Raw genomic sequence first — 24436 nt, 5'->3', positions numbered from 1 at the left:
CGAAAGACGGGCCTTTTTTGTCAGCGGTGCAGCAATCCTACCCCTTTTCGGGCGGCGCCACGGTGATCCGCACCCGCTCGCCCGAATTGCCGGGGAAGCCGGTGAACATCGCCTCGACCAGATTGGGGACGATGGTTTGCAAATTGTTGTCGCGCGACTGCGCCTCGGCATGGCCTTCGAACAGGCGCGATCCATCGGCGGCGCGGTTGATCTGGAGGTTCAGCCCGCTGGTATAGACCGTATAGCTGCTGACATCATTATAGCCGCCCCAGCCCGGACCGAAACCGCCCCACAGGAACGGGTCCCGATAGCCATAGACATAGCGGCGCCCGCCGCGCCCGGTGACGATCACCGGGCGATAGAAACCGCGGCCATAATAACCGCCATAACCGCCATACCAGGGGTCGCCGAAACCGGGGCTCGACACGACGCGTTCGCGCCCCTTGTCGACGCCATAGTCCATCCGCACGACCAGATCGGCGCGCTCGCCGGGTGCCGCGGGGCGATAACCGTATCGCGTCAGCTCGCCCGCGACCAGATTGGCATATTGGCCAAATTCGATGCCGCCGGCCAGCGCCGGGTTGTTCGCCTCGACGACAAAGCTCTGGCCCTGCGGCGCGGGCAATTGGGTCTGAAAACGCGCGACATCGGCCTTGAACGGCGTCGCGCAGCCGGCGAGCGCCAGCGCGGCGCCGGTCATCGCGGCGAGTCCCAAGCGGCGAAGGCCGAGGTGGCGAAGGGTCGAATTGCTCATCGTCTTGGCTCCGTGATTCGGGGGCGCACATGCCTGGCGCTTTATACCATGACTGCGCCGATGCGACTTAACCTTGGTTGAACCCGGCTCGTCGCATCATGGTTCCCTATCCGATATCGGGTGCCGCTGCCAATAAACAAGCCCGGTCAGACGATTAGCGGCACAGCCCCAATGCGGCATAGGCGGCGTCGAGCGTCGGTTTCGCGAGCACCCGCGCCTTCTCCGCGCCCTTGTCGAGGATCGCATCGAGCGCTGCTATATCGTCCTTCAGCGCGATGAAGCGCGTATTGATCGGTCCGAGCGTTTCGATCAGCAATTCGCCGAGCGCCGGCTTGAACGCGCCGAAGCCCTGCCCGGCATGGTCGCGCAGCACCGCATCGACGCTCGTGTCGGCGAGCGCGGCGTAAATGCCGACGAGGTTGCGCGCCTCGGGCCGCCCCTCGAGTCCGTCGGCCTCCGACGGCAGGACCTCGGGGTCGGTCTTCGCCTTGCGTATCTTTTGCATCATCGTGTCGGCATCGTCGGTCAGGTTGATCCGGCTCATGTCCGACGGATCGGATTTCGACATTTTCGCGGTTCCGTCGCGCAGGCTCATGATGCGCGCGAGCCCCGCCGGGATGATCGGTTCGGGCAGGGTGAAGACCGGCGCGTCTTCGCTCGCATAGTCGTTGTTGAATTTCTGCGCGACGTCGCGCGCCAGTTCGAGATGCTGCTTCTGGTCCTCGCCGACGGGGACGTGCGTCGTCTGGTAGAGCAGCACGTCGGCCGCCTGCAGCACGGGATAGGTATAGAGCGCCGCCGACGCGCTTTCGCGATTCTTGCCCGACTTGTCCTTGAACTGCGTCATGCGGTTGAGCCAGCCGAGCCGCGCGGTGCCGTTGAGCAGCCATTGCAGCTCGGCGTGCGCGGGGACGCGCGCCTGGTTGAAAAGCAGCGAGCGATCGGTGTCGATCCCGCACGCGACGAGCGCGGCGGTCATCGCGCGCGTGTTGGCGGTGAGTTCCGACGGAACGTGCGGCATCGAGATCGCGTGCAGATCGGCGAGGAAATAGAGCTTGTCGCCCGGCATCTCGTCCTGCATCCGCACCCAGTTGCGGATCGCGCCCAGATAATTGCCGAGGTGCAAGTTTCCGGTGGGCTGAATGCCCGATAACGTCCGCATCATATCTGTCCCATTAGAGTTTGCGTCGGCGCAGCTGGCCGATGGTGTCGCGATTGACCACGCCGAACAGCATGGCGCAACCCAAGAATATGAGCCCGCCCAAGGCCACGATCGCGCTCAGCGCAACGATCCGCTCGAACACCCCGCCGACAAAGGCGTCGCCCGCCAGCGGGATCGCCACCATGAGCGCCGCCGCCATCGCCGCCGCGGCGAGGATGATGCGCGCGATCCGCCCGGCGACGCGCCCGGTCAAACGGAACAGGCCTTTGCGGTGCAGGATGGCATAGAGCATCGCGACATTGCACCATGCGGCGATCGATCCCGCGAGCGCCAGCCCGACGATGCCGAGCGAGGGGATCAGCGCCAGATTGAGAGCGATGTTGATCAGCAGCGAAATCGCCGCGGTCCACACCGGGGTGCGGGTGTCCTTGCGCGCGAAGAAATTGGGGACCAGCACCTTGACCAGCACATAGGCGGGCAGGCCGACGACGAGCCCGCCGACCACCGCGCCGGTCGCGAGGCCGTCGGCAACGCTATATTGGCCGCCGACGTAAAAGGCGCTGGTGATCGAAGGACCGGCGACGAACAAAGCGACCGCCGCGGGGACGGTCAGCAGCATCGCCAGTTCGACCGCATTGCTTTGCAGGCGCGCGGCCCCGTCGCGGTCGTCGAGCGCCACGAAGCGCGACAGCGCGGGCAGGATCGCGGTCCCGAGCGCGATGCCGATGATGCCGAGCGGCAGCTGGTTCAGGCGGTCGGCCATCGCCAGATAGGTGATGCTCTTGTCGGGCAGCGAGGCGATGAAGAACAGGTCGACAAAGCGGCTGATCTGATAGACCCCGGCGCCGAACACCGCGGGCAGGATCAAAACCCCCATTTCGCGCACGCCGGGGGTCAGCTGCGGGCGGCGCAACGCAGGGCGAAAGCCCGAGCGCCGCACCCAGAACAGCAACCAGACGAGCTGGAACAGCCCGGCCAGCGACACCGAAATCGCCAGATACAGGCCGGTGGCCGCCTTGGCCGCTTCGCCGCCGTCGCCGGTGACCATGCCGAGGAGCAAGGCTGCGACGAGGCAGATGTTGAGCAGGATCGGCGCCGCCGCCGCGGCGGCAAAGCGCGACAGGCTGTTGAGGATCGCGGCGAACAAGGTCGCGACGCTCATGAACGCCAGATAGGGAAAGGCGATGCGCGCCATCATGACGGTCAGGTCGAATTTTTCGCCGTCGGCGCGCAGCGCCTCGCTTGCGAACAGGTGCATGATCCACGGCATGGCGATCAGCAGCAGCGCCGAAAAGACGATCAGGATCGGGATCAGCACCGCCAGCACTGCATCGGCAAAGGCGCGCGCCTCGCTATGGTCGCCTTCCTTGGTCATCCGCTGGTTGAACAGCGGGACAAAGGCGGCGGCGAAGGCGCCCTCGGCGAACAAGCGGCGAAAGATATTGGGCAGCTGGAACGCCAGCTGCCACGCGTCGGCGACCCCGCCCGCGCCGAGGATGCGGCTGAGCAGCATGTCGCGCGCAAAGCCGAAAATGCGGCTGACCATCGTCAGCCCGCCGATCGTCCCGACGCTTTTGACCAGGCTGCTCACCCCGTCAGCCCGCCCCGCCGATGGTGATTACGCCTGACCAGCCGGCACGGCGTCACCCAGTTCCCCGGCTTCGGCCTGCGCCTGGACCTGTTGCATGAACAGGCCGTGGAAATCGATCGGTTCGAGCAGCAGCGGTGCGAAACCGCCGTCGCGCACGGCGTCGGCGACGACGCGGCGGGCGAAGGGGAACAGGATGCGCGGCGCTTCGGCCAGGAAAAACGGCTGCAACTGGTCTTCGGGGACGTTGCGGACGCCGAACAGGCCGGCATATTTCAGCTCGATCACGAACATCGTGCCCTGATCGGCCTTCGACGTGACGTCGATCTTCAAGGTTACTTCGAACAGGTTCTCGCCGACGCCTTCGGCGGCGATGTTGAACTGGACGTCGATCTGCGGCGCGTCCTGCCACTGGTAAACCGCGGGCGCGTTCGGATTTTCGAACGACAGGTCTTTGACATATTGCGAAATCAGGCCGATCGCCGGGCTGGTATCTTCGCCATTGGGCTGCAGGGCGGGGTTGTTGATGTCGGCGCTGGTCTCGTCAGCCATGGTGCAATGCTTTCGCTCGAAAAGATGAAACAGGATCCGCGCTGCAGGCCGTGTCGGGACTGCGGCAGACGGTTGCGGCGGCGCTTAGCAGCGCGCGCCAGCCAGCACAATGGGATCGCGGCGGCGCTTTGCTGGGGGTGAATCGTTGACCTGCCGCATCGGCGGGGCCATGGCGTTTGAAACTTGGCCGTGCATCGCCTATGTATCGGCCTTGATGTTTCCATTGCCCGCATTGGACTTTTGCCCGTGACTGCTTTTTCGATCGTCCTGCTCGCCATGATTGCCGCCTTCCTCGGCATGCGGCTGTACTCGGTACTCGGCAAGCGTACCGGGCATGAGCAGGAACCCGTGCTGCCGCGCCGCGATGATCGCGCCGTGCCGTCGCCGGTGCGTCTGGAGGACGGTGAAACGCCCTCGCCGTCCGTCGGCGTCCCCGACACCTCGGGCCTCGTTTACGAACCCGCCGCCGAAATCGGCCTGCGTCAGCTGCTCGCCAGCGACCGCAATTTCGACGCCGGCCGCTTCATGGAGGGCGCCGAAGCGGCGTACCGCATGATCCTCGAAGCCTATTGGAAGGGCGATCGCGATACGCTGCGCGACCTGTGCGACGACGACAGCTATGAAGCCTTTGTCGAGGCGATCGAAGCACGCGACGCGCGCGGCGAAAAGCTCGAAAACCGGTTGGTCGGCATCGAATCGGCCAAGATCACCGCGGTCGAAATGGACCGCAAGGAAGCGCGCGTCACCGTGCGCTATCAGGCCGACATTAGCGCGGTCACCCGCGACGCCCATGGCAAGATGATCGCCGGGTCGATGAGCGATGCGTCGCGCACCGACGACCTGTGGACGTTCCGCCGCGCGATCGGCAGCGACGATCCCAACTGGCTGCTCGACGAAATCGAAGCAGCCTGACCGCGATGCCCGCGCTTGGTTCGTCCGGGAAGCGCCGGATGCGGGTTTTCGGATTGTCCTTGGTCGCGGTGCTACCGCTCCTCGCGGGGTGTGCGTCGGTGATTCCCGACGCAGGCAGCCGCCCCGCCGCCTCCACACCGGCACCCGCAGCGAAGCCGTCGGGCGCCACGCCGCGCCCCTATCAGCCGCGGCCGTCGGAAAGCGGCGGCGTTGCGGCGAGGCCGATCCCCGCCACGCCGCGCCCGGCGCTGCGCGCCCCCGCGGTCCCGGCCGACGCGACGACGGCGGCGGCGAGCGGCGTCATTGCCGGCCCTGATTTTGCGTCACTTGGCATCGCTCCCGAACAGGCAAGCGCCGCGCTTGCCGCCTTTCGCATCAGCTGTCCTTCGGTCCAGCGCCGCGCCGATGTCAGCGGGCTGACGCAGGGCGCCGACTGGGCCGAAAGCTGCAACGCCGCGAAAAACTGGGCCGACAGCGACGCCGCGGCCTTTTTTGCGCGCTATTTCGGGACGGTGCAGATCGGCGCCGGAACCGCCTTTGTCACCGGCTATTACGAACCCGAAATCGCCGGATCGCGCACGAAGCGCCCGGGCTATGACGTCCCCATCTATCGCCGCCCCGCCGATCTGGTCGACGTCGACCTTGGGCAATTTTCCGACGAGCTGAAGGGCCGGACGATCCGCGGCCGCGTCGAGGGCAGCAAGCTGGTGCAATATTACGACCGCGCCGCGATCGAAAGCGGCGCGCTCGAAGGCCGCGGGCTCGAGATCGCCTGGGCTGCCGACGCCGCCGAGTTCTTTTTCCTGCAAGTGCAGGGGTCGGGACGCCTGCGCCTGCCCGACGGCGGCATCATGCGGATCGGTTACGACAGCCAGAATGGCCGCGGCTATGTCGGCATCGGCAAGCTATTGCTCGACCGCGGTGAATTGCAGCGCGGACAGGCGTCGATGCAGGGCATCCTCGACTATCTGCGCGCCGATCCGAAACGCGGCGCCGCGGTGATGAACGAGAATCCCAGCTGGGTATTCTTCCGCGAACTCACCGGCCCCGGCCCGCTCGGTGCCATGGGTCTGCCGGTGACACCGCGCGCCAGCGTTGCAGCCGACCCCAAATATGTGCCGCTCGGCGCCCCCGTCTTCCTCTCGCTCGACCGCGCCGAACCGAACGGGCTGTGGGTGGCGCAGGACACCGGCGGCGCGATCAAGGGCGCCAACCGCTTCGACAGCTTCTGGGGGGCGGGCGAGGATGCGCGCGCGATCGCCGGTGGCATGGCGGCGCGCGGTTCGGCGTTGCTGCTGCTCCCGCGCGCCAGCGTCGCGCGGCTGATCCCGGCGCGCTGACGCCGCGATGGCGCGGCGGCTCGATCCCGACGAAAACGCGCTGTGGAAAAAGGTCGCGGCGACGGTGAAGCCGCTGGTGAAGGCGAAAGTGCCGCTCGCGTCCGCAGCCCCGCCGACGATCCGCCCGCCTGCGCCGACCCCGCGCAGCACCGCCGCCCCGGCGGCGCCCGTCCGTCCCGCCACGAAACTGCCGCCGCCACGCCGCCCCCACAGCGCCGCGACGCTCGACGGACATTGGGACCGGCGCCTGCGAAAAGGTCTGGTCCGCCCCGACCTCAGCATCGACCTGCACGGGCATAGCCTCGCGTCGGCGCAGGCGCTGCTCGACGATGCGATCGGCCGTGCGCTGCTGCGCGGCGCGCGCGTGCTGCTCGTCGTGGCAGGGCGCCCCCGCCCCGGCGCCGACCGCCTGCCGCAAATGCACGGCGACCCGCGCCCACGCGGCGCGATCCGCGCCTCGCTCCCCGACTGGCTCGCTTACTCGCCCCACGCCGACCAGATCGTCGCGCTGCGCCCCGCGCACATCAGCCACGGCGGCGCGGGCGCGGTGTATGTAATCCTGCGCCGCGGGCGTGAATAGAAGAAGAAATTCGCACGAAGACACAAAGGCACGAAGATCCCGCGTCAGGGCACAACCGAGGCTTGTCGCCGCAGGCGACCATCAAAATAGCGCTGCGCGCAATCGACAAAACAAGGTGGCGAGATGAAGCTGCCTCCTTCGTGTCTTTGTGTCTTCGTGCGAAACTCTTTTCAGCCCATGAAAGCCCGCATCAATATCCCACGATAAATCGCGGTCAGCTTGTGCAGGTCCGCCACCGCCACCGCCTCGTCCAGCTTGTGCATCGTCGCGTTGGTCAGCCCGAATTCGACCACCGGGCACAGCGCGTGCAGGAAGCGCGCGTCCGACGTCCCTCCGGTCGTCGACATCTCCGCCACCACATCGGTTTCGGCATGGATCGCCTCGGCGACCAGCCCCGATAGCTCGCCCGGCGGGGTCAGGAAGGCTTCGCCCGAAATCTTGCCCAGCACCTTCGCGGCGGGCTCGATCTCATGCGCAATACGCTCGATCATCGCGACCAGATCGGCGCCCTTATGCTGGTCGTTGAAGCGGATCGACAGCCGCGCGCGCGCCGACGCGGGAATCACATTGGTCGCGCCATTGCCAACCTCGATGTCGGTGAATTCGATGTTCGACGGCTGGAACCAGTCGTTGCCCGCGTCCAGCGCCACCGCATCGATCGCCGCCATGATCCGCACCAGCTTGGGGATCGGATTGTCGGCGAGGTGGGGGTAGGCGACATGCCCCTGCGTCCCCGGCACGTCGATCCAGATATTGACCGACCCGCGCCGTCCGATCTTTACCATGTCGCCGAGCTTGTTCACCGATGTCGGCTCGCCGACGACGATCATGTCGGGCGCGATCCCGCGCCCCGCCATATGCTCCATCAGCGCCCGAGTGCCGAAAATCGCCGGGCCTTCCTCGTCGCCGGTGATGATCAGGCTGATCGTTCCGGCATCGACCGGGGTCGCGGCGGCGGCGGCGACAAAGGCCGCGATCGACCCCTTCATGTCGACCGCGCCGCGGCCATAGAGCAGGTCGCCGCGAATTTCGGGGGCAAAGGCATCACCGGTCCACCCGATCCCGGGCGGCACGACGTCGAGATGCCCGGCAAAGCCGAAATGGACGGGGCCGCTACCCCGCCGCACCGCGAGCAGATTTTCGACCGGCCCGTCGGGTTCGATCCCGTCGATAAAGCGCTCGACCGTAAAGCCCAGCGGGGCCAGCGCGGCCTCCAGCACATCAAACACCGCGCCGGTCGCGGGGGTGACGGAGGGCGCGGCGATCAGCGCCTGGGCGAGGGTGACGGGGTCGATGTGCGTGGGCATGCCCGCCCCTTACCCGCTGACGCCGCGCCAAGTCGAGCCGATAGAAATGGGGGGTCGCACAAAGACACGAAGACACGAAGAAGCCGAGCGGAAACGCGGCTGTCGCTTTTCTCTTTGGTGCGCAGCGCCTTTCTGTATGTCCTCTGCGACAGCAAACCGCGATCAGCGATCATTGACCGCCCTCTTCGTGTCTTTGTGTCTTTGTGCGAAACAAAGGAGCTTGGTTCGCGCCCATGCGCGCCGCAACAGGAACAGACGCCATGCCCAAACTCGACCTCGACACCATTCCGCAAACCAACACCACCGGTTACCCCGCGCCCTATGACGCGGCGGTGCAGGGCCGCTGGTACCGCCGCCTCGCGCCCGCCACCGGTCTCAGCGATTTCGCCGCCAGCCATGTCGTACTCAAACCCGGCGCCTGGTCATCGCAGCGCCACTGGCACGACGGCGAGGACGAGATGCTGGTGATGATTTCGGGTGAGGCGGTGCTGATCGAGGATGACGGCCGCCACCCGATGCGCCCCGGCGACATCGCGGTGTGGCCGAAGGGCAGCACCAATGGCCACCATCTGGTCAATGAATCGGATGCCGACTGCGTGTTCGTCGCGCTCGGCGGCGGCAAGAAATATGACACCGGCGGCGGCTATTCCGACATCGACATGCTGTTTACGCCCGACGGCTATTTCCACAAGGATGGCACGCCCTATCCGACATCGCGGATTCCATGAGCGCCGCCGACTGGGTTGGTTTCGCGCTGGCGGTGCTGTTGATCGAATTGACGCCGGGGCCGAACATGGCGTGGCTTGCGGCGCTATCGATGGGCGACGGTCGGCGCGCCGGGCTGGCGGCGACCGCGGGGATCGCGATCGGCTTGTTCATTAATGCGCTGGCGGCGGCTTTGGGGATTGCGTTTGTCGTGGCCGCCAGCCCGACGCTTTGGCAGGCTTTGCGCTGGGGCGGTGCCGCATTTTTGCTGTGGCTGGCGTGGGAAAGCTGGCGCGATGGCGGTGAGAATTCGCCTGCGCGTGCCATCGATCCCGGACGGGCAAGGCATCATTTCCTCTCCGGCTTGGTGGTCAACCTGCTCAATCCAAAGGCCATGCTCTTCTATGTCGTCGTCATTCCCAGGTTCAACGGCGGCCAGATTCCGGGATTCGGACTTGCCTTCACGCTGGCTTTGGTCAGCATCGCTATCGCGACGGCGGTTCACGTGGGCCTTGTGCTGGCGGGCAGCCGGATCGGCGAATGGCTCGCTGATCCCACGCGGACCCGGCTGATTCGCCGTATATTGGCGCTGATGATCGTCGCTGTGGCAATCTGGTTCGCAATGACCGCGGCGCCGCAATCCTAGGGTCGTTACCCTAGCTCTCGACCGGCCCCTCGAACTTCTCGATCACCCAATCCTCGGCCTGCGCGCCGCCGATCCACTCCTGCATGCGCTTATGGCTGATCACCGCCTGCATATAGGCGAGCGCAAAGGGTGGTAGCGGGATCGAGTAGGTGATGAAGCGGGTGACCACCGGCGCGAACATCATGTCGGCGGCGGACCAGTCGCCGAACAGAAAATCGCCCGCGCCGCCGAACCGCGCCCGCGCCTCGGCCCAGATTTGCAGGATGCGGACGACATCGGCCTGCACTTCCGCAGTCAGTTGGGCGGCGGGAAAGATGCGGCGGATGTTCATGCTGTGCTCGCGGCGCAGCGCCGCGAAGCTCGAATGCATTTCGGCCGCCATTGACCGCGCCATCGCGCGCGCCGCCATATCGTCGGGCCAATAGCCGCGCGTGCCGCCGGTCTTTTCGTTGAGATAATCGATGATCGCCAGGCTATCCCACACGACGATGTCGTCGCCGTCCCACAATATCGGTACCTTGCCCCCCGACGGCGCAAACTCGTCACCCTCGCGGCGCTGGTTCCATGCCTCGTCATACAGCGGAACGGTGATTTCCTCGAACGGCAGGCCGCTGTGCTTGGCGGCGAGCCAGCCGCGCAGGCTCCAGCTGGAATAGGCCTTGTTGCCGATGAACAGTTTCATGGGGTCTCCCTAACCCCTCTCCCCTTGGGGAGAGGGTTGTGCAGGCTTGGCAGCTTGCTGCCTAGCCGAAACTGGATGAGGGGTGTCAACCTTTGCGGCCATGGCCCTCACCAAGTTTCGGTAGCGGACAAGTCCGCAACCCCACTATCCTCTCCCCCAAGGGGAGAGGATAATCAGATCTCAACCGCCTCCAGCACCGCCGTACGCAGCTCGGCGATCCCCAAGCCCTTCTCCGACGATGTCACAATCACTTCCGGATGTGCGGCAGGGTGCTTGCGCGCCTCGGCCTCGGTCGCGGCATGGATCGCGGCGAGGTCACTCGCCTTGACCTTGTCGGCCTTGGTCAGCACGATCCGGTAACTCACCGCCGCGGTGTCGAGCATTTCCAGGAACTCGCGGTCGACATCCTTCAGCCCGTGGCGGCTGTCGATCAGCACCAGGGTGCGTTTCAGCACCTGCCGCCCGCGCAGATAGTCGTTGATCAGGAACCGCCATTTCCTGACGACATCCTTCGGCGCCTTGGCAAAGCCGTAACCCGGCATGTCGACCAGCCGGAATACCAATGGCTCGCCGACGTCGAAATAATTGAGCTCCTGCGTCCGCCCCGGGGTCACCGACGTGCGCGCGAGCCCGTTGCGGTTGGTCAGCGCGTTGAGCAGCGACGATTTGCCGACGTTCGAACGGCCCGCAAAGGCGATCTCGGGCATCGTCGGGTCGGGCAGGTGCTGGAGCGCCGGGGCCGATTTCAGGAACGTGATCGGCCCCGAAAACAGCTTGCGCGCGCGCTCGCCGCGTTCGGGGTCGGCGCCCGGCGCGAGGTCTTCGCCATCACTCACGTCGTCGCCTGCGCCTTCAACGCCGGGAACTTCTGATACATCCACTGCTGCTGTGCGATCGACAGGATGTTGTTGGTGATCCAGTACAGCAGCAGGCCCGCCGCGAACGGCGCCATGATGAACATGAACAGCCACGGCATGATCTTGAACACCTGTTGCTGCACCGGGTCAGCCGGGGCGGGGTTCAGGCGGAACTGCAACCACATCGTCACGCCCAGGATCACCGCCATCACGCCGATCGCCAGGATCGACGGCGGGGTAAAGGGCAGCAAGCCGAACAGATTCAGGATGTGCAGCGGATCGGGCGCCGACAGATCCTTGATCCACAGGATGAACGGCTGGTGGCGCATTTCGATCGCCAGCATCAACACCTTGTAGAGCGCATAAAAGATCGGGATCTGGATCAGGATCGGCAGACAGCCCGCCAGCGGATTGATCTTTTCGTCCTTATAGAGCTTCATCAGCTCCTGCTGCATCTTCGGCTTGTCGTCCTTGAAGCGTTCCTGCAGCGCCTTCATCTTCGGCTGGACGACGCGCATCTGTGCCATCGACGAGAATTGCCGGTTGGCGATCGGGAACATCAGCAAGCGGATGATCAGGGTCAGCGCCATGATCGCGACGCCGAAATTGCCGACCTGCAGGAACAGCCAGTGCAGCAGCTTGAAGATCGGCACCGCGAAAAATTCGAACCAGCCCCAATCGATCGCGTTCGACAGGCGGGTGATGCCCAGCTTGTCCTGATAGGTTTCCAGGATCTCGACTTCCTTCGCACCGGCAAAGATGCGGCTGGTGGTCGTGATCTGCTGGCCCGGGCCGACCTGCGCAAAGTCGCGCGCAAACAGCGTCTGGTAATTATTGGCGCTTGGCGAGCTGATCGCTGCGGTCACGCGCTCGCCCTTGGCGGGAACGATCGCCGCGAGCCAATATTTGTCCGTAAAGCCCAGCCAGCCTGCGGCATTGTAGCGCACGGTGCGGTTCGGCGCTTCTTCCAGATCCTCATAATCGGTGTCGAACACCGACTTGCCGTCGAGATAGCCGGTCGGGCCGACATGGATCGTCCAGCTGTCGACCTCATGCGGGTCGGTCGGTTTGCCCAGCCGATCGATCAGCGCAAAGCTGCTCGCGCTCACCGGCGCGGCGCCGGTGTTGGCGATCGTCTGCTTCGCGGTGATCAGGTAATTGGCGTCGATGCTATATTCGATGCGGAACGTCTGGCCGGTCGTGTTGGCCCAGCTCAGCGTCAACGGCGTCGTCGGGGTCAGTTTGCTACCGGTGGCGGTCCACAACGTATTTGGTCCGGGGACTTCGACGCCTTGCGCCGACCAACCGATGCTGGCGAAATAGGCGGCCTTGGTGCCGCCCGGCGCGAACAGGCGCACCGGTGGTGAATCCTTTTTGATCGTCTGGCGATATTTGGTCAGCGTGATGTCGTCGATGCGCGCGCCGACCAGGTTGATCGATCCCGCCAGCGCCGGAGTTTCGATCGGCACCCGATTGCCCTCGGCCAGCGCCGCCTCGACCGGGCGGATCGCCTGCGTCGCGGGGGCGGCGGGCGCGGTGGCGGTGGGCAGCGCGCTCGGCTGGCCCTGTGCCGCCGGGGTGGTGGCGGGCGTGCCATTGGCGCCGGCGACGGTCGTCGTCACGTCCGGCTTGGCGGGGGTCGGGAAAAACTGCGCCGAGACGAAGTTCCAGCCGATCAGGATGGCCACCGACAATAAAATTGCCGCGATCAGGTTACGCTTGTCGTCCACGCTCTACGGTCTCTCTTCGTCTCAAAAAAATGTCGGGGAAAACGGCAGCTACGGCACCGGATCATGGCCATGCCCGCCCCAAGGATGGCAGCGCAATAGCCGCTTTGTCGCGAGCCAGCCACCCTTGATCGCACCATGGCGTGACAGCGCCGTGATCGCATAGGCGCTGCACGACGGCGAATAGCGGCATGTCGGCGGCAGCAGCCGCGACGGGCCAAGCTGCCAGCCGCGCGCGATCAGGATGAGCAGTTTGGCGATCATCGCAAAAGCCGGGAAAACTGCGTAACTTTACGCGCGATTTTGCCAGTTTTGTCACCCCGGACTTGATCCGGGGTCCATGACGTCGGGGCGGGAATGGACCCCGGATCAAGTCCGGGGTGACGAAGCAGGGTAGTCGGCCTCATCGCGCCAATTTCTTCGCTGCGCGCGTGAGCGCCGAATCGAGCTGCTCGCCGAGCTCGGCAAAGAGGATGTCGTTGCCGCCGGGCCGTCCGATCAGCACATGGTCGGCGCCCGCTATCCCCGATTCGGGCAGCGCGGCGCGGCTCAGCTCGCGCAGCCGGCGCTTCATCCGGTTGCGGGTGACGGCGTTGCCGACTTTCTTGCTGACGGTGTAACCGATGCCCATCGCGCTATCGTCGTCGCCGCGGGCGCGGACGAGCAGGACAAAGCCGGGCATGGGAAAGCGAAGGCCGCGGTTGGCGGCCAGAAATTCGCTGCGTTTTGAAAGCGTTCGCACCAGTTTCACTGGCGCCGAAGCGTCAGCGATCAGGCCGACAGCTTCTTGCGGCCCTGGGCGCGGCGGTTGGCCAGAACCTTGCGGCCGCCAACGGTTGCCTTGCGGGCGCGGAAGCCGTGGCGACGTGCGCGCACGAGGTTGCTGGGTTGAAAGGTGCGCTTCATCGCGGTTGTCCCTAAATCTCTTGCAAGGCTTTAACAGAAAAGGGCCGCCAAACGTGGGCGGCCACCGATGGAGGCGCGGATAGGCGAGAGTCGAGGCAAAGTCAATCGGCATTGGCACGGATTTCCGGCGTTTCGCGGCCGCCCTTCGCCAGCGCCTCGCGTTCGCGCCGCCGCGCCGCGCTGGTTCGCCGCATCACCCGGTCGGTCCACGCGGCATAGCGCGGGTGGCGCCGCTTGAACCGGACATAGATGCGCTTTGCCCAGGCACTGTTCTGGAGACACAGCATCAATCCGATCGGGAACAGGATCAGAAAGCCGGGACCGGGCAGGACGCCGACGATCGGCGAAATCAGGATCAGCAATACGCCCAGCACGAACAGCGCCAGCCGCACCTGCGCGGTCGACCGCAATCGCTGGTAGAGGCTGCGCTTTGCCATGGAGGTCGATGTGGGGAGGAGGGCGCCGCGCGGCAAGGCCAAAGCTTTCGGGCGCGGCGGCGCCACACCCCCTATTCACCCCGGCCCGGCGGTCTTTTGGAACGCTTCGGCCAGCGCGCCACCGACACCAAGGAACGATCCTCTCACCCCACCGTTGCCGAAAGCATCGAAACGAGAGGGCGGTTGGCCCTTGTGTCGGAGAGAGAGAATGAAAAAGCTTCTGACGATTTTCGCGATCAGCGGGTCGATGTTTTTCCTGTCGGCGTGCAACACCGTTGACGGTGCGGCAAAGGATGTTGAATCGGTCGGCGACTGTGCCGATGGCGTCCAGGGCAACTGCTAGGCGCTGCGAGCGCCCGACCGATGATGATCAGTTGAGCGCAACGAACCGCGCCATGTCGTCGCGGGTCAGGTAACGCACCTCGTCGAACGGGGTGCTGTTGGTCAGCGCGTAAAAGGCGCGTGCCTTGGCGTCATCCATTCCCAGCTCGCGATAAAGCCCGAGATATTCGGCATGTACCGGATCGTTCGCGGCATATTCGTTTGCCTCGCGCCCGCTTTCGTCCGCCCAGCTATGTACCCCGAACTCGGCGTCGGGCGCGGCGCGGCGGGTGCTGCCGGCGAGCCACAGCTCGACCGCGCCCGAACGCACCGAACCGCCACTCGGAACGACAGTTTCCAGCCCCGCGCGGCGGATTGCGCGCGCCAGGACCAGGTTCGCATCCTCGTCGAGGCTGCCCGGGCAGTCGATCATTTCGAGCCGCTTGAGCGTCGGGAAGGCAGCGAGCATCGCCGCGAACTGGCGCGGCGTCGCCGATGTCACGTCGCCCGCCATCCGCGCCGTGGTCGCGTCGATCACCGCAAAGGGACCATATTGCGCCCTGGCGCGGCCGAGTGTCGCCAGCGTCGCGCTCGGCGCATAGCGCCGCGTCGCCGTCAGGTCGGCGTCTTCGGCCAGCGCTTCGTCGTCGAGCAGTGCGGCCTCATCGTCCAAGACCTCGTCGTCAAAGGCGGCGTCGCCGTCGTCGCCGCCCACCTCTTCCCACGTCCAGCTGACGGTCGTGGTGACGGTGATCCCCTGCTGCGCATGCGCCGGGGCGAGCGCGAGCACTGCCGCGCAAAGCGCGACGAACAGCGTGCGGAACAAGGCGATGGGCGAAGCCATGCCCCCGCCCTCGCGCACGCGCGCTTGCCAAATGGCAAAGCACCAGCGTCAGCGCCGCGTTAACCCCGTTGCGGGACGTTTGTCGGGTCAGTCGCGGTCGGGGGCGCCGCCGGGAAAATAATGCCGATAGGGACGCGCCCCGTCGATCGCCCGCGCGACCGACGGCCGCGCCAGCAGCCGCGCCCGATAGCCGCGCAAATTGGTCAGTTCGGCGGGGATTTCATGCACCCAGTCGGCGTAGAACAGCGACGGCGCCGCGGCGCAGTCGGCCAGCGTGAAACCGTCGAGGGTCGCCCAGCCGCCGCCCGCCAATTGCGTGTCGAGCCAGCGATAGATGGTGTCGAGCGCCGCCCGCGCCTTGTCGACGATCATCGGCGCATGGCCTTCGGGTCCGCGAATCCGGTCGTTCACGATCTCCTGCATCACCGCCATGACATGCAGGTCGAATATCCGGTCCATCTGCCGCACGCGTAGCGCCGCATCGGGATCGGCCGGAATCAGCCGCGGTTCGGGCCGCACGCGGTCGAGATATTCGATGATGATCGACGTTTCGAAGAGCGTCCGGTCGCCATCGACGAGCAGCGGAAACTTGCCCACCGGCCACAGCGCGCGCAAGTGCTCGCCATGCTCGGGATATTCCGGATCGACGCTGCGATAGTCGTAGTCGATGCCCTTTTCAACGAGCGCGATCTGCGCCTTCCAGCTGTAGGATGAAAAGGGGTGGGCATAGAGGATCAGCATCGGTTTACCCTTTTACAGCGGCTTCGATCGCCGCGATGTCGATCTTTTTCATCGTCATCATCGCTTCGAACGCGCGCTTGGCGACCGCCTTGTCGGGGTTGGTGGTCGCCTCGAGCAGGACGCGCGGGGTGATCTGCCACGATACGCCCCATTTGTCCTTGCACCATCCGCACACGCTTTCCTGGCCGCCATTGCCGGTGATCGCGTCCCACAACCGGTCGGTTTCGTCCTGCGTGTCGGTGTGGACGATGAAGGAAAAGGCTTCGCTATGCTTGAAGATCGGCGGGCCGTTGAGGCCAAGGCAGGGGGTGCCGAGCAGGGTGAATTCAACCGTCATCACATCGCCCGCCTTGCTGCCGGGCGAATCGGCGGGTGCGCGGTGGACGGCGCCGACATGGCTGTCGGCAAAGGTCTTGGCATAGAAATTCGCGGCGTCCTCGGCATCGCCTTCGTACCAGAGGCAGAGCGTCAAAGGGGTCTTGGTCATCGTGTCTCTCCTGGGGATCGGTGATCAGGCCTTGCGCGGCCCGACAAAGCCAACGGCGGCGCCCTGCGGGTCGATCGCGTTCATCGCATATTCGCCGCCGGGGATTTCCATCGGCGCGTTGGTCACGGTGCCGCCGTTCGCGGTCACCGCGGCATGGGCGCGGTCGATGTCGTCGACGCCGATATAGAAATTCCACACCGGCGCTGGATAGCCCGCCATCAACGGCATGACCGCGCCGATCGTGTCGTCGCCGCACTGGATGAAGCGATAGGCGCCGAGTTCGCCCATCGGCATCTCGCCCTCCTGTCCCCAGCCGAAATGCCCGATGTAGAAACGCACTGCGGCATCCGGGTCCGACGTCGCGAGCTCGTTCCACCGGATGCGCTGCGGCTCGGTCACCGAAAACACATCGCTGGCGCCCTCCGCGGCGCCCTCCGGCGGGATCGGGTCCATGATGTAAAGGGGCGCGCCCTGCGGGTCGGTCACCATCGCGATCCGGCCGACCGGGATGTCCATCGCGGCCATCTGTACCGCGCCGCCATCGGCCTTGATCGCGTCGATCGCGGCGTCGACATCCTCGACTTCAAGATAGCCCATCCAGATCGGCCGGGCGCCACCGGCGAGCATGTCGGCATTCAGCGCCAGCACCCCGCCGGCGTTGCCGCCATCGCTGCGGCCAATCATGCGATAATCCATGTCGCCCGCCGCGGGGTCGGCGTGGCTGGCGATCGTCCATCCGACCACCGCGCCATAAAAGGCGGCGGCGCCGACGGGATCGCTGGTCATCAGTTCGTACCAGATGAAATGCGCTGGCTTGCTCATCGTTCTTCTCCTGTCGATGCTCCCTGTCGCGCAGCGATGGGGAGGGGAGGAGGGGCGGCAACGGTTGCGCCATAGCCCCTCCGTCAGCCCTGCGGGCTGCCACCTCCCCGTGGCTTCGCCACAGGGAGGAGCATGGCGTCACGCCTCGACGATCGGGGCAAAGCCGCCGTAGATCATCCGCGCACCGTCGAACGGGGTGTTGTCGGGATCATGTTTCATCCGCTCGTCGGTCATCATCTTTTCCCAGCCCGCGACGCGCGCTTCCTTGCTCGGCCATTCGACCCAGCTGTACACGACGCTTTCGCCGTCCTTCTTGTGCGCGGCGCGCGCATAGTCGGTGACCTTGCCGTCGGGGACGTCGTCGGCCCACGCCTCGACGACGCGCGTCGCGCCATAGTCGCGGAACACTTCGGACGCCTTCTTCGCCATCGCGCGATAGGCTTCCTTGTTGCCGTCGGGGACGGGCACGAGATAGCCGTCGACATAGGCGGTTTCGCCCTCTGCCCGATCGTCGACGATCGAATCGAAGCCGCCGATGATCATGCGTTTGCCGTCGAACGGCATCTCGCCGCCCATCGACGCCATGCGCGGGTCGCTCATCATCTTTTCGTTCGCGGCGTCGCGCGTTGCCTTGTCGGGATATTCGAACCAGCTGAACACGACGGTTTCGTCGGCTTTGGCCTGTACGGCGCCCTTGAAATCATTGACCTTCCCGTCGGGGACATCGTCGCCCCAGCATTCGACCATCCGCGCGACGCCGAATTCCTTGAACAGATGGGCCGCGTCGGCAGCGTGCTTGCGATAGGCTTCCTTGTTGGCGGTCGGCACCGCGACCACAAATCCTTCTACATAGGTCATCTTGTCTCTCCTTTAGGGGGGTGGGAAATTCAGGCCGTGACCGGCTCTTTTGTGAAGGATGCCAGCTGCGCGTCCATCGCGCGCGTGAAGGCGGGACGCGCCGTGCAGCGATCGAGATAGGCGGCGAGGCGGGGGAATTCGGCAACCAGTCCCGCCTCGACGCCTTCGCGCAGCACCGTCGCCATCGCGATATCGGCGACGCTGAAATCGCCGAGCAGATAGGGCTTGTCGCCCAGCGCATCGGACAGGCGGCCAAAGCGGGCGCGGATAAATTCGATCAGGCTGGGTCGGCGCAGCTTCGCCCATTCCTCGTCCTTCGAAAAAATATCGACATTGCCCAGTTCGAACATCATCGGTTCGACGCTGTTGAGCGCCGCGAACACCCAGGCGGTCGCGTCGGCGCGGCCTTGCGCGTCGGTTGGCAGCAACTGCGCATCTTTCGCCGCCAGATGCAGCATGATCGCGCCGCTTTCGAACAGGGTGATGTCGCCGTCGCGCAGCACCGGCACCTGCCCCCAGGGTTGCAGCTGGTAATGATCGGCGGGACGGTCGACCGCGCTGATCAGCTTTTCGGCATAATCGACCCCCAGCTCCTCGCATGCCCAGCGCGGGCGCAGGTCGCGGACAAAGCCGCGCGCGAAGTCGGGCACCCAGTCAAAGGCGATGATTTCGATGTCGGCGTTCGGGTTGACGGGCATAGTCTCTCTCCTTTGGGGGGCAGGGGTTCAGAAAAATCCAGCGGGCATCGGCGGGGTGGCATCGTCCAGAAAGGGGATGACCTGCGCCGCGATCGTCGCCGCTTCGGCCATAACGCCGATGTGCGATGTCGCGGGCAGGACCGACAGCCGCGCCTTGGGAGCGGCGGTCATGAAACCCTGCGTCGCCGTCGCGATGTCGCCGCCCCCGCGCAGCTTGAACAATTTGATCGCATGCTCGAGCGTCATGCCATCGGCGTCGCCCAGCACGACCATCGTCTTGCCCGGAATCGCGCGCAGCTGTGCGTCGCTATAGGCAAAGGGCGTGCCGTCGATATGCTTGATCGCCGCGACCAGGTCGGGAAAGGCGTCGGGGGTCGGCGACAGCCGCTTATATTCGGTCTCCATCGGCGTCCCCGCGAACATTTCGGGGGTCATTTTGGCGATGCCCTCCAAAACTTCGGGAACCCAGCCGTCGAGGCTGGCGGCGCCCGAAATCACCACCTGTTTGCCGACGCGTTCGGGGTGGCGCACCGCCATCGCAATCGCCGTGCTGCCGCCCATCGAATAGCCGAGGACATCGGCGCGCTCGACGCGCAGCGATGCCAGCACCGCGACCGCATCGTCGGCCATCTGTTCGTAGCTGAAAGCACCGCCGACCTTGCCGGTACGCCCGTGGCCGCGCGCATCGATGGTGATGACGGGGCGCGAGGCGGCGAACAGGTTGACGAACGGCGCCATCGCCTCGCCCGACATGAAGGCGCCGTGCAGCACCAGCAATGGCGTCTGTTTCGACGCCAGATCGCCATGCACCGCATAAGCGATGCGGACGCCGTTGACCGTGGCATGGCCCGTTTTCGCGGCGCTTACGGGCGCTGCCGCGGGTGCGGGCTGCTGAGCATATGCGGGCTGGGGTTGTGCCGCGACGACGGCGGCGCTGGCGAGCAGGGCGAGCGCGGCGGCAATCCCCGGATGGCGGCGGCGGAGAATTTGGAGGGGAGGAAAGGCTGTCATGATATGTCCTCTTGGATTGGCGCGGCCTCTAGGTCCGCTTCCCTTTGATAAAGGCGACGATCGACATCGCGTGGCCATGGCCCAGGTCGAAATCGGCCTTTAGCCAGTCGATCACCGCACCGGGCTTGACCCCGGGGGCGAGGCCGCGCTCGTCGGCCAGCCCCTTGGCGATCGCGATCGCTTTCAGTGCTTCGGCGGACTTGCCGGTCTTGGCTTCGACATTGTCGAGATAGGCTTGGAAACTCATGCGCTTGCTCCTGTGCGAAGGGGGATCAGCGCGCGGACGCGCGGATCGCGCAGCCACAGCCCGCCCAACAGCATCACGCCCAGATACACCCCGAACAGGGTGTGGCTGAACAACGGGCTGCCGATGCGGACATGGGTGGCGATCGCGCCGCCCAGATAGCCCGTGATCAGGATCGCGCCGAGGATCGCGGTGCGCGGCCAGATATATAGCAAGGTCGGGATCAGCAGCAGGATGCCGAGCATATACATAGTGCCGACATCGAGCGGCCAGCCAAGGCCGGGCGGGGTGTATTTGATCGCGGTCTCGGGCGACGCCAGTTTCAGCCCGGCGTCGAAAAGGAGGAAAAGGATCACCAGACCGCTCAGGATGCGGCCGGCGATCAACTGACTCTTGGCGGGGACTGCATCGGTCATCTCTTCCTCCTCCTCTTGGCTCGCGTCAGGCGGCGGCTTCGGCGGACTCACCGGCGGGGATCGCGGCGGGGTCCATCCACATCACTTCCCAGATATGACCGTCGGGATCTTCAAAGCTGCGCCCGTACATGAAGTCGCCATATTCCTGGGTGGGTGTCGGGTCGGCATTGCCGCCTGCGGCGGTCGCCTTGGCCACCTGTGCGTCCACTTCGGCGCGGCTGTCGGCGGATACGCAGAGCAGCACCTGCGCCGTCGTGTGCGCGTCGGGGATCGCCTTCGACGTAAAGGTCGCCCATTTGTCATGGGTCAAGAGCATGACGTGGATCGATCCTTCGGCGACCACCATGCAGGCGGCGGTCTCGTCGGTGAAGGCGGGGTTGTTGACCGCGCCGACCGCTTCATAAAAGGCCTGCGACCGGGCAAGGTCGGTCACCGGCAGGTTCACGAAAATCATCTGGGGCATCGTCTCTCTCCTTGGGGATGGGATCGGGGTAGTCAGCGCCGCGGCGCGGATGGGCAATTACCTGCCGCGTCAGGGCGCGCCGGGCGGTGCAAATAACATGCGGATATAGCGCTTCAGATGCGTGACGCTCTCGCGCGCAATCGCCGGGTCGTTCGTCGTCTTGGCCAGGATGAAGCTGCCTTGCAGCACCGCCTGGATATGCTGGGCCAGGCCGAGCGCGGTGACATCTTCGGGCGCGTCGTAAACGTCGATCGCGGCGGCAATATCGGGGACCAGCGCCGCGCAATAAGCGGCGATGCTCGCCTCGCACGCGGCGCGGATCGGCTCGCTCGTCGCAAAGGCTTCCTGCACCATCGTGCCGACGAAGCAGGTGAATTCCTCGACCGGGCCGTCGAGCATGGCAAAGCGGAAATCGATATGGCCGAGCAGCCGCGCGAGCGGGTCGCCCAGCTGGGTGTGGGGCGGCATTTCGAACATCGGCCGCGCGCGTTCGGTCCACGCTTCGGCGGCGGCGACCGCCAGCGCTTCCTTCGACGCGAAATGGTGGAAAAAGGCGCCCTTGGTGACCCCGGCGGCGGCGCAAATCTGATCGACCGTCGTCGCGGCATAGCCCTGCTTGCGCACCATGCTGTGCGCCGCCGCGATCAAGGCCGCGCGTGCTTGGCCACGCGGTGCGCGCGTCGCCGCGATAGCGGCGCCGACGCCGCTGACGGCTTGGCCATCGGCGCCGGGTGCGAGGGAGGAAGGGGGATGATTCGGGCTCATGCGAATCTACATACCGACTGGTTGGTATGTTGTCAAATCGCGAGGCGACCCGCCGCCGCGCGGTGCCCCCGCCTTCGCTTGGGCGGGCTTTTCGCCACCATCCGAACCGGTGCGAAAAACGACTCGACGCCGCGCCGCTTTGCCCGCACAACGGGCAGGAACAAACAGGGGACATTGATGGTCGCGATCGTTTCCACCGTCGCCTATCTGGGGCTCGAGGCGCGCGGGGTCGAAGTGCAGTGCCAGATCACCCCCGGCTTGCCGCGCTTCGTCGTTGTCGGCCTGCCCGACAAGGCGGTCGGCGAAAGCCGCGAGCGCGTCCGCGCCGCGATCGCCGCGATCGGCCTCGCGCTGCCGCCCAAGGTGATCACGGTCAATCTGTCGCCCGCCGACCTGCCCAAGGAAGGCTCGCATTACGACCTGCCGATCGCGCTGGCGCTGCTTGGCGCGATGGGGGTGGTCGATCCCGAAACGCTGTCCTCTTATGTCGTGGTCGGCGAACTCGGCCTCGACGGCCGCGTCGCCGCCTCGCCCGGCGTGCTGCTCGCGGCGCTCCACGCGGGCAGCCAGGATCGCGGGCTGATCTGCCCGGTCGCACAGGGACCGGAGGCGGCGTGGGCGGGCAATGTCGAGGTGCTGGCGGCGCCCGATCTCCTGTCGCTGCTCAATCATTTCAAGGGCAATGCGCTGCTCCCGCCGCCGCGCCCGGGCGAAGCCGAACCGCCGCGACGGATGGCCGACCTCGCGCAGGTCAAGGGGCAGGAGGTCGCCAAGCGCGCGCTCGAAATCGCGGCGGCGGGTGGGCATAATCTGCTGATGGTCGGGCCGCCGGGGGCGGGCAAGTCGCTGATGGCCGCATGCCTGCCGGGCATCCTGCCCGACCTCGACCCCGGAGAAGCGCTGGAAGTGTCGATGATCGCGTCGGTTGCAGGCGGGCTTGAGGGCGGGCGGCTGATCCGCGCGCGGCCGTTCCGCAGCCCGCACCACAGCGCGTCGATGCCCGCGCTGGTGGGCGGCGGTTTGCGCGTGCGCCCGGGCGAGGTCAGCCTTGCGCATCTGGGCGTCCTGTTTCTCGACGAACTCCCCGAATTTCAGCGCACCGTCCTCGACAGCCTGCGCCAGCCGCTCGAAACGGGCGAGGTCAGCGTTGCGCGCGCCAATGCGCATGTCACCTTTCCGGCGCGGGTGCAGATGGTCGCGGCGATGAACCCGTGCCGCTGCGGGCATTTGGGCGACCCGGCGCTCGCGTGCAGCCGCGCCCCGCGCTGCGCCGCCGATTATCAGGCAAAGGTGTCGGGGCCATTGCTCGACCGCATCGACCTGCATGTCGAGGTGCAGGCGGTCAGCGCCGCCGACCTTGTGCTGCCGCCGCCCGCCGAGGGCAGTACCGAAGTGAGCGCGCGTGTCGCGGCGGCACGGGCGCGCCAGAGTGCGCGCTACGCCGACCACCAGGCGCGCACCAACGCCGAAATCGATGGCGAGCTGATGGAGGCGGTCGCGACCCCCGACGATGCCGGGCGCAAGTTGCTCGCGCAGGCGGCCGAAGCGATGCGGCTGTCGGCGCGCGGCTATACGCGGATATTGCGGGTGGCGCGGACGATCGCCGACCTCGCGGGCGCCGATGCCGTCGGGCGCATCCACATTGCCGAAGCGCTGAGCTATCGGCGGCAGGCGCCGCGCAATTGAAGCTCGCGTTCGAAGCCCCGATCATCGAATGGCGCGGCCCGCCGCCCTATCTGTTCGTTGCCGTCCCCGAGCATCTGGTCGGCGAAGTGGCCTATGCGGCGCGCGAGGTCAGCTATGGTTGGGGGATGGTGCCGGCGACAGTGCGCATCGGGCGCACCGACTTTGCCACCGCGCTGTTCCGGCGCGGGGACACGTATATGTTGCCGATCAAGGTCGCGGTGCAGCGTGCCGAGGGCGTCGGGTTCGGCGACCGCATTGCGGTGATCGTCGAGATTGGCAGCGTCAGTCGCTGCTGAGCTCGCTGCCCAGCTTCAGCACCTCGCGCCCGTCGATCATTTCGATCAGGTAGGCGGGGTTGGCGGGCGATCCGTTGCGGACGATGCGCGCGCCCTTGATGATGCGCTCGACGCGGGTTTCGAAGCGCTTGGCGATCCGGCCATGGCCTTCGCCGCGGCCCGACGCCCAATGAACATGGGCGTCGATGTCGAATTGATGCGCGGTCATGGCATCGCGGTGCAGATCCGAATCAGATGCCCAGCGCCGACTTGTTTTCGACGACTTCGAGCGGAGGCGGCGCTTTGGCCGCGCCAGCGCCGTGGCGGCGATGCGACAGCTTGCCGTCGACCTTGCCGCCATTTTCGATCGTGATGGTTTCGTAGGTCACATCGCCGGTGATCCGCGCGGTGGCGTGGACGATCAACGTCTTGGCCTCGATCGACCCGTCCAGCAGGCCCGCGATCTTGGCGGTTTCGGCGGTGACCGCGCCCTTGATCTCGCTCGCTTCGCCCTGCACCAGATTGGCGCATTTCAGGTCGCCGTCGATCTTGCCATCGACGTGCAGGTCGACACTGGCGGAGACATTTCCGGTGACGACGACGTCCGATCCCAGGATCGAAAAGGTCGTGTGACGCGCGCCGGTCGCCAT

Annotated in this window: 33 protein-coding genes; 8 read left to right on the top strand and 25 right to left on the bottom strand. The window is 65.9% G+C overall.

Annotated features, from left to right (window positions below; all coding sequences use genetic code 11):
• Window positions 1-37 precede the first annotated feature (37 nt).
• The 4 genes from FFS18_RS08480 to secB form a co-directional block, all read right to left on the bottom strand.
• Entirely contained in the window at window positions 38-754 is a 717-nt protein-coding gene (locus tag FFS18_RS08480; RefSeq protein WP_137870444.1) for a DUF4136 domain-containing protein, read from the bottom strand.
• 154 nt (window positions 755-908) lie between these two features.
• Window positions 909-1916, bottom strand: coding sequence for a tryptophan--tRNA ligase (gene trpS / locus FFS18_RS08475; protein ID WP_137870443.1), 1008 nt, complete (start codon window positions 1914-1916; stop codon window positions 909-911).
• A 13-nt stretch (window positions 1917-1929) separates the two neighbouring features.
• Complete coding sequence (gene murJ / locus FFS18_RS08470) at window positions 1930-3507, bottom strand: murein biosynthesis integral membrane protein MurJ (protein ID WP_137870442.1); 1578 nt, start codon at window positions 3505-3507, stop codon at window positions 1930-1932.
• 27 nt (window positions 3508-3534) lie between these two features.
• Window positions 3535-4056 (bottom strand): protein-export chaperone SecB, encoded by a 522-nt coding sequence (secB, locus tag FFS18_RS08465; protein ID WP_120215062.1) that lies wholly within the window; start codon window positions 4054-4056, stop codon window positions 3535-3537.
• Window positions 4057-4302: 246 nt separating this feature from the next.
• Here secB and FFS18_RS08460 point away from each other — a divergent pair, with 246 nt between their 5' ends.
• The 3 genes from FFS18_RS08460 to FFS18_RS08450 are packed head-to-tail and all read left to right on the top strand — an operon-like array spanning window position 4303 to window position 6888.
• Window positions 4303-4968, top strand: coding sequence for a Tim44/TimA family putative adaptor protein (locus FFS18_RS08460; protein ID WP_137870441.1), 666 nt, complete (start codon window positions 4303-4305; stop codon window positions 4966-4968).
• 38 nt (window positions 4969-5006) lie between these two features.
• Entirely contained in the window at window positions 5007-6308 is a 1302-nt protein-coding gene (gene mltA, locus FFS18_RS08455; RefSeq protein ID WP_137870440.1) for a murein transglycosylase A, read from the top strand.
• A 7-nt stretch (window positions 6309-6315) separates the two neighbouring features.
• Window positions 6316-6888: a Smr/MutS family protein gene (locus FFS18_RS08450; protein WP_137870439.1), complete on the top strand. Its 573-nt coding sequence runs from the start codon at window positions 6316-6318 to the stop codon at window positions 6886-6888.
• 170 nt (window positions 6889-7058) lie between these two features.
• Here FFS18_RS08450 and dapE read toward each other — a convergent pair whose 3' ends face one another.
• Window positions 7059-8195, bottom strand: coding sequence for a succinyl-diaminopimelate desuccinylase (dapE, locus tag FFS18_RS08445; protein WP_137870438.1), 1137 nt, complete (start codon window positions 8193-8195; stop codon window positions 7059-7061).
• A 260-nt stretch (window positions 8196-8455) separates the two neighbouring features.
• Between dapE and FFS18_RS08440 the strand changes: the two genes are divergently transcribed.
• Entirely contained in the window at window positions 8456-8923 is a 468-nt protein-coding gene (locus FFS18_RS08440) for a cupin domain-containing protein (protein ID WP_137870437.1), read from the top strand.
• Window positions 8920-9546 (top strand): LysE family translocator, encoded by a 627-nt coding sequence (locus tag FFS18_RS08435; protein WP_137870436.1) that lies wholly within the window; start codon window positions 8920-8922, stop codon window positions 9544-9546. Before FFS18_RS08440 ends, FFS18_RS08435 begins: the two co-directional genes overlap by 4 nt.
• Before the next feature lie 10 nt (window positions 9547-9556).
• On the opposite strand, the gene FFS18_RS08430 is transcribed toward FFS18_RS08435, so the two are convergent.
• The 7 genes from FFS18_RS08430 to FFS18_RS08400 all read right to left on the bottom strand — a co-directional run bounded on the left by FFS18_RS08430 (window position 9557) and on the right by FFS18_RS08400 (window position 14155).
• A complete protein-coding gene (locus FFS18_RS08430) occupies window positions 9557-10228 on the bottom strand; it encodes a glutathione S-transferase family protein (protein ID WP_137870435.1) in 672 nt (223 codons plus the stop codon).
• A gap of 173 nt (window positions 10229-10401) precedes the next feature.
• Window positions 10402-11064 carry a ribosome biogenesis GTP-binding protein YihA/YsxC gene (gene yihA, locus FFS18_RS08425; protein ID WP_137870434.1) on the bottom strand — a complete coding sequence of 221 codons (663 nt, stop codon included), beginning with the start codon at window positions 11062-11064 and terminating at the stop codon, window positions 10402-10404.
• Window positions 11061-12815: a membrane protein insertase YidC gene (yidC, locus tag FFS18_RS08420; protein ID WP_137870433.1), complete on the bottom strand. Its 1755-nt coding sequence runs from the start codon at window positions 12813-12815 to the stop codon at window positions 11061-11063. The genes yihA and yidC overlap by 4 nt, the downstream gene beginning before the upstream one ends.
• 48 nt (window positions 12816-12863) lie before the next feature.
• Window positions 12864-13076: a membrane protein insertion efficiency factor YidD gene (gene yidD / locus FFS18_RS08415; RefSeq protein WP_120215070.1), complete on the bottom strand. Its 213-nt coding sequence runs from the start codon at window positions 13074-13076 to the stop codon at window positions 12864-12866.
• Between the two features lie 139 nt (window positions 13077-13215).
• Complete coding sequence (gene rnpA, locus FFS18_RS08410) at window positions 13216-13554, bottom strand: ribonuclease P protein component (RefSeq protein WP_120217999.1); 339 nt, start codon at window positions 13552-13554, stop codon at window positions 13216-13218.
• 29 nt (window positions 13555-13583) lie between these two features.
• Window positions 13584-13718 (bottom strand): 50S ribosomal protein L34, encoded by a 135-nt coding sequence (rpmH, locus tag FFS18_RS08405; protein WP_037517054.1) that lies wholly within the window; start codon window positions 13716-13718, stop codon window positions 13584-13586.
• 101 nt (window positions 13719-13819) lie between these two features.
• On the bottom strand, window positions 13820-14155 hold the full coding sequence (locus tag FFS18_RS08400; protein ID WP_120218000.1) for a hypothetical protein: 336 nt from the start codon (window positions 14153-14155) through the stop codon (window positions 13820-13822).
• A gap of 208 nt (window positions 14156-14363) precedes the next feature.
• On the opposite strand from FFS18_RS08400, the gene FFS18_RS08395 reads away from it, so the two are divergent.
• Window positions 14364-14498 carry an Entericidin EcnA/B family protein gene (locus tag FFS18_RS08395; RefSeq protein WP_120215071.1) on the top strand — a complete coding sequence of 45 codons (135 nt, stop codon included), beginning with the start codon at window positions 14364-14366 and terminating at the stop codon, window positions 14496-14498.
• 27 nt (window positions 14499-14525) lie between these two features.
• On the opposite strand, the gene FFS18_RS08390 is transcribed toward FFS18_RS08395, so the two are convergent.
• The 11 genes from FFS18_RS08390 to FFS18_RS08340 form a co-directional block, all read right to left on the bottom strand.
• Window positions 14526-15320, bottom strand: a complete 795-nt coding sequence (locus tag FFS18_RS08390; protein ID WP_137870432.1) for an alpha/beta hydrolase — start codon at window positions 15318-15320, stop codon at window positions 14526-14528.
• 87 nt (window positions 15321-15407) lie between these two features.
• Window positions 15408-16061, bottom strand: a complete 654-nt coding sequence (locus FFS18_RS08385) for a glutathione S-transferase family protein (protein WP_171005264.1) — start codon at window positions 16059-16061, stop codon at window positions 15408-15410.
• Between the two features lie 4 nt (window positions 16062-16065).
• Complete coding sequence (locus FFS18_RS08380; protein WP_137870431.1) at window positions 16066-16548, bottom strand: VOC family protein; 483 nt, start codon at window positions 16546-16548, stop codon at window positions 16066-16068.
• 24 nt (window positions 16549-16572) lie between these two features.
• Window positions 16573-17370 (bottom strand): VOC family protein, encoded by a 798-nt coding sequence (locus tag FFS18_RS08375; RefSeq protein WP_137870430.1) that lies wholly within the window; start codon window positions 17368-17370, stop codon window positions 16573-16575.
• 138 nt (window positions 17371-17508) lie between these two features.
• Window positions 17509-18228, bottom strand: a complete 720-nt coding sequence (locus FFS18_RS17895; RefSeq protein WP_137870429.1) for a DUF1428 domain-containing protein — start codon at window positions 18226-18228, stop codon at window positions 17509-17511.
• Between the two features lie 29 nt (window positions 18229-18257).
• Window positions 18258-18926, bottom strand: a complete 669-nt coding sequence (locus FFS18_RS08365) for a glutathione S-transferase family protein (RefSeq protein WP_137870428.1) — start codon at window positions 18924-18926, stop codon at window positions 18258-18260.
• A 27-nt stretch (window positions 18927-18953) separates the two neighbouring features.
• Window positions 18954-19937 (bottom strand): alpha/beta fold hydrolase, encoded by a 984-nt coding sequence (locus FFS18_RS08360; RefSeq protein ID WP_171005263.1) that lies wholly within the window; start codon window positions 19935-19937, stop codon window positions 18954-18956.
• Window positions 19938-19965: 28 nt separating this feature from the next.
• On the bottom strand, window positions 19966-20184 hold the full coding sequence (locus FFS18_RS08355; RefSeq protein ID WP_120215078.1) for a DUF4287 domain-containing protein: 219 nt from the start codon (window positions 20182-20184) through the stop codon (window positions 19966-19968).
• A complete protein-coding gene (locus FFS18_RS08350; protein WP_137870426.1) occupies window positions 20181-20597 on the bottom strand; it encodes a DoxX family protein in 417 nt (138 codons plus the stop codon). The genes FFS18_RS08355 and FFS18_RS08350 overlap by 4 nt, the downstream gene beginning before the upstream one ends.
• 25 nt (window positions 20598-20622) lie before the next feature.
• Window positions 20623-21060 carry a VOC family protein gene (locus FFS18_RS08345; protein WP_120215079.1) on the bottom strand — a complete coding sequence of 146 codons (438 nt, stop codon included), beginning with the start codon at window positions 21058-21060 and terminating at the stop codon, window positions 20623-20625.
• 69 nt (window positions 21061-21129) lie between these two features.
• Window positions 21130-21825, bottom strand: coding sequence for a TetR/AcrR family transcriptional regulator (locus FFS18_RS08340; protein ID WP_137870425.1), 696 nt, complete (start codon window positions 21823-21825; stop codon window positions 21130-21132).
• A gap of 177 nt (window positions 21826-22002) precedes the next feature.
• On the opposite strand from FFS18_RS08340, the gene FFS18_RS08335 reads away from it, so the two are divergent.
• Window positions 22003-23511 carry a YifB family Mg chelatase-like AAA ATPase gene (locus tag FFS18_RS08335; RefSeq protein ID WP_137870424.1) on the top strand — a complete coding sequence of 503 codons (1509 nt, stop codon included), beginning with the start codon at window positions 22003-22005 and terminating at the stop codon, window positions 23509-23511.
• A complete protein-coding gene (locus tag FFS18_RS08330; protein ID WP_137870423.1) occupies window positions 23508-23807 on the top strand; it encodes a DUF1905 domain-containing protein in 300 nt (99 codons plus the stop codon). The genes FFS18_RS08335 and FFS18_RS08330 overlap by 4 nt, the downstream gene beginning before the upstream one ends.
• Here the strand turns inward: FFS18_RS08330 and FFS18_RS08325 are convergent.
• Complete coding sequence (locus FFS18_RS08325; RefSeq protein WP_137870422.1) at window positions 23794-24015, bottom strand: hypervirulence associated TUDOR domain-containing protein; 222 nt, start codon at window positions 24013-24015, stop codon at window positions 23794-23796. The two genes, FFS18_RS08330 and FFS18_RS08325, sit on opposite strands and share 14 nt — an antisense overlap.
• Window positions 24016-24037: 22 nt before the next feature.
• Window positions 24038-24436, bottom strand: a complete 399-nt coding sequence (locus tag FFS18_RS08320) for a bactofilin family protein (RefSeq protein WP_120215083.1) — start codon at window positions 24434-24436, stop codon at window positions 24038-24040.

The sequence above is a fragment of the Sphingopyxis sp. 2PD genome (genome assembly GCF_005503695.1).
Classification (GTDB): domain Bacteria; phylum Pseudomonadota; class Alphaproteobacteria; order Sphingomonadales; family Sphingomonadaceae; genus Sphingopyxis.
The sequence above is the reverse complement of the archived record's forward strand: the minus strand, read 5'-3'. Positions and strand labels throughout refer to the sequence as shown.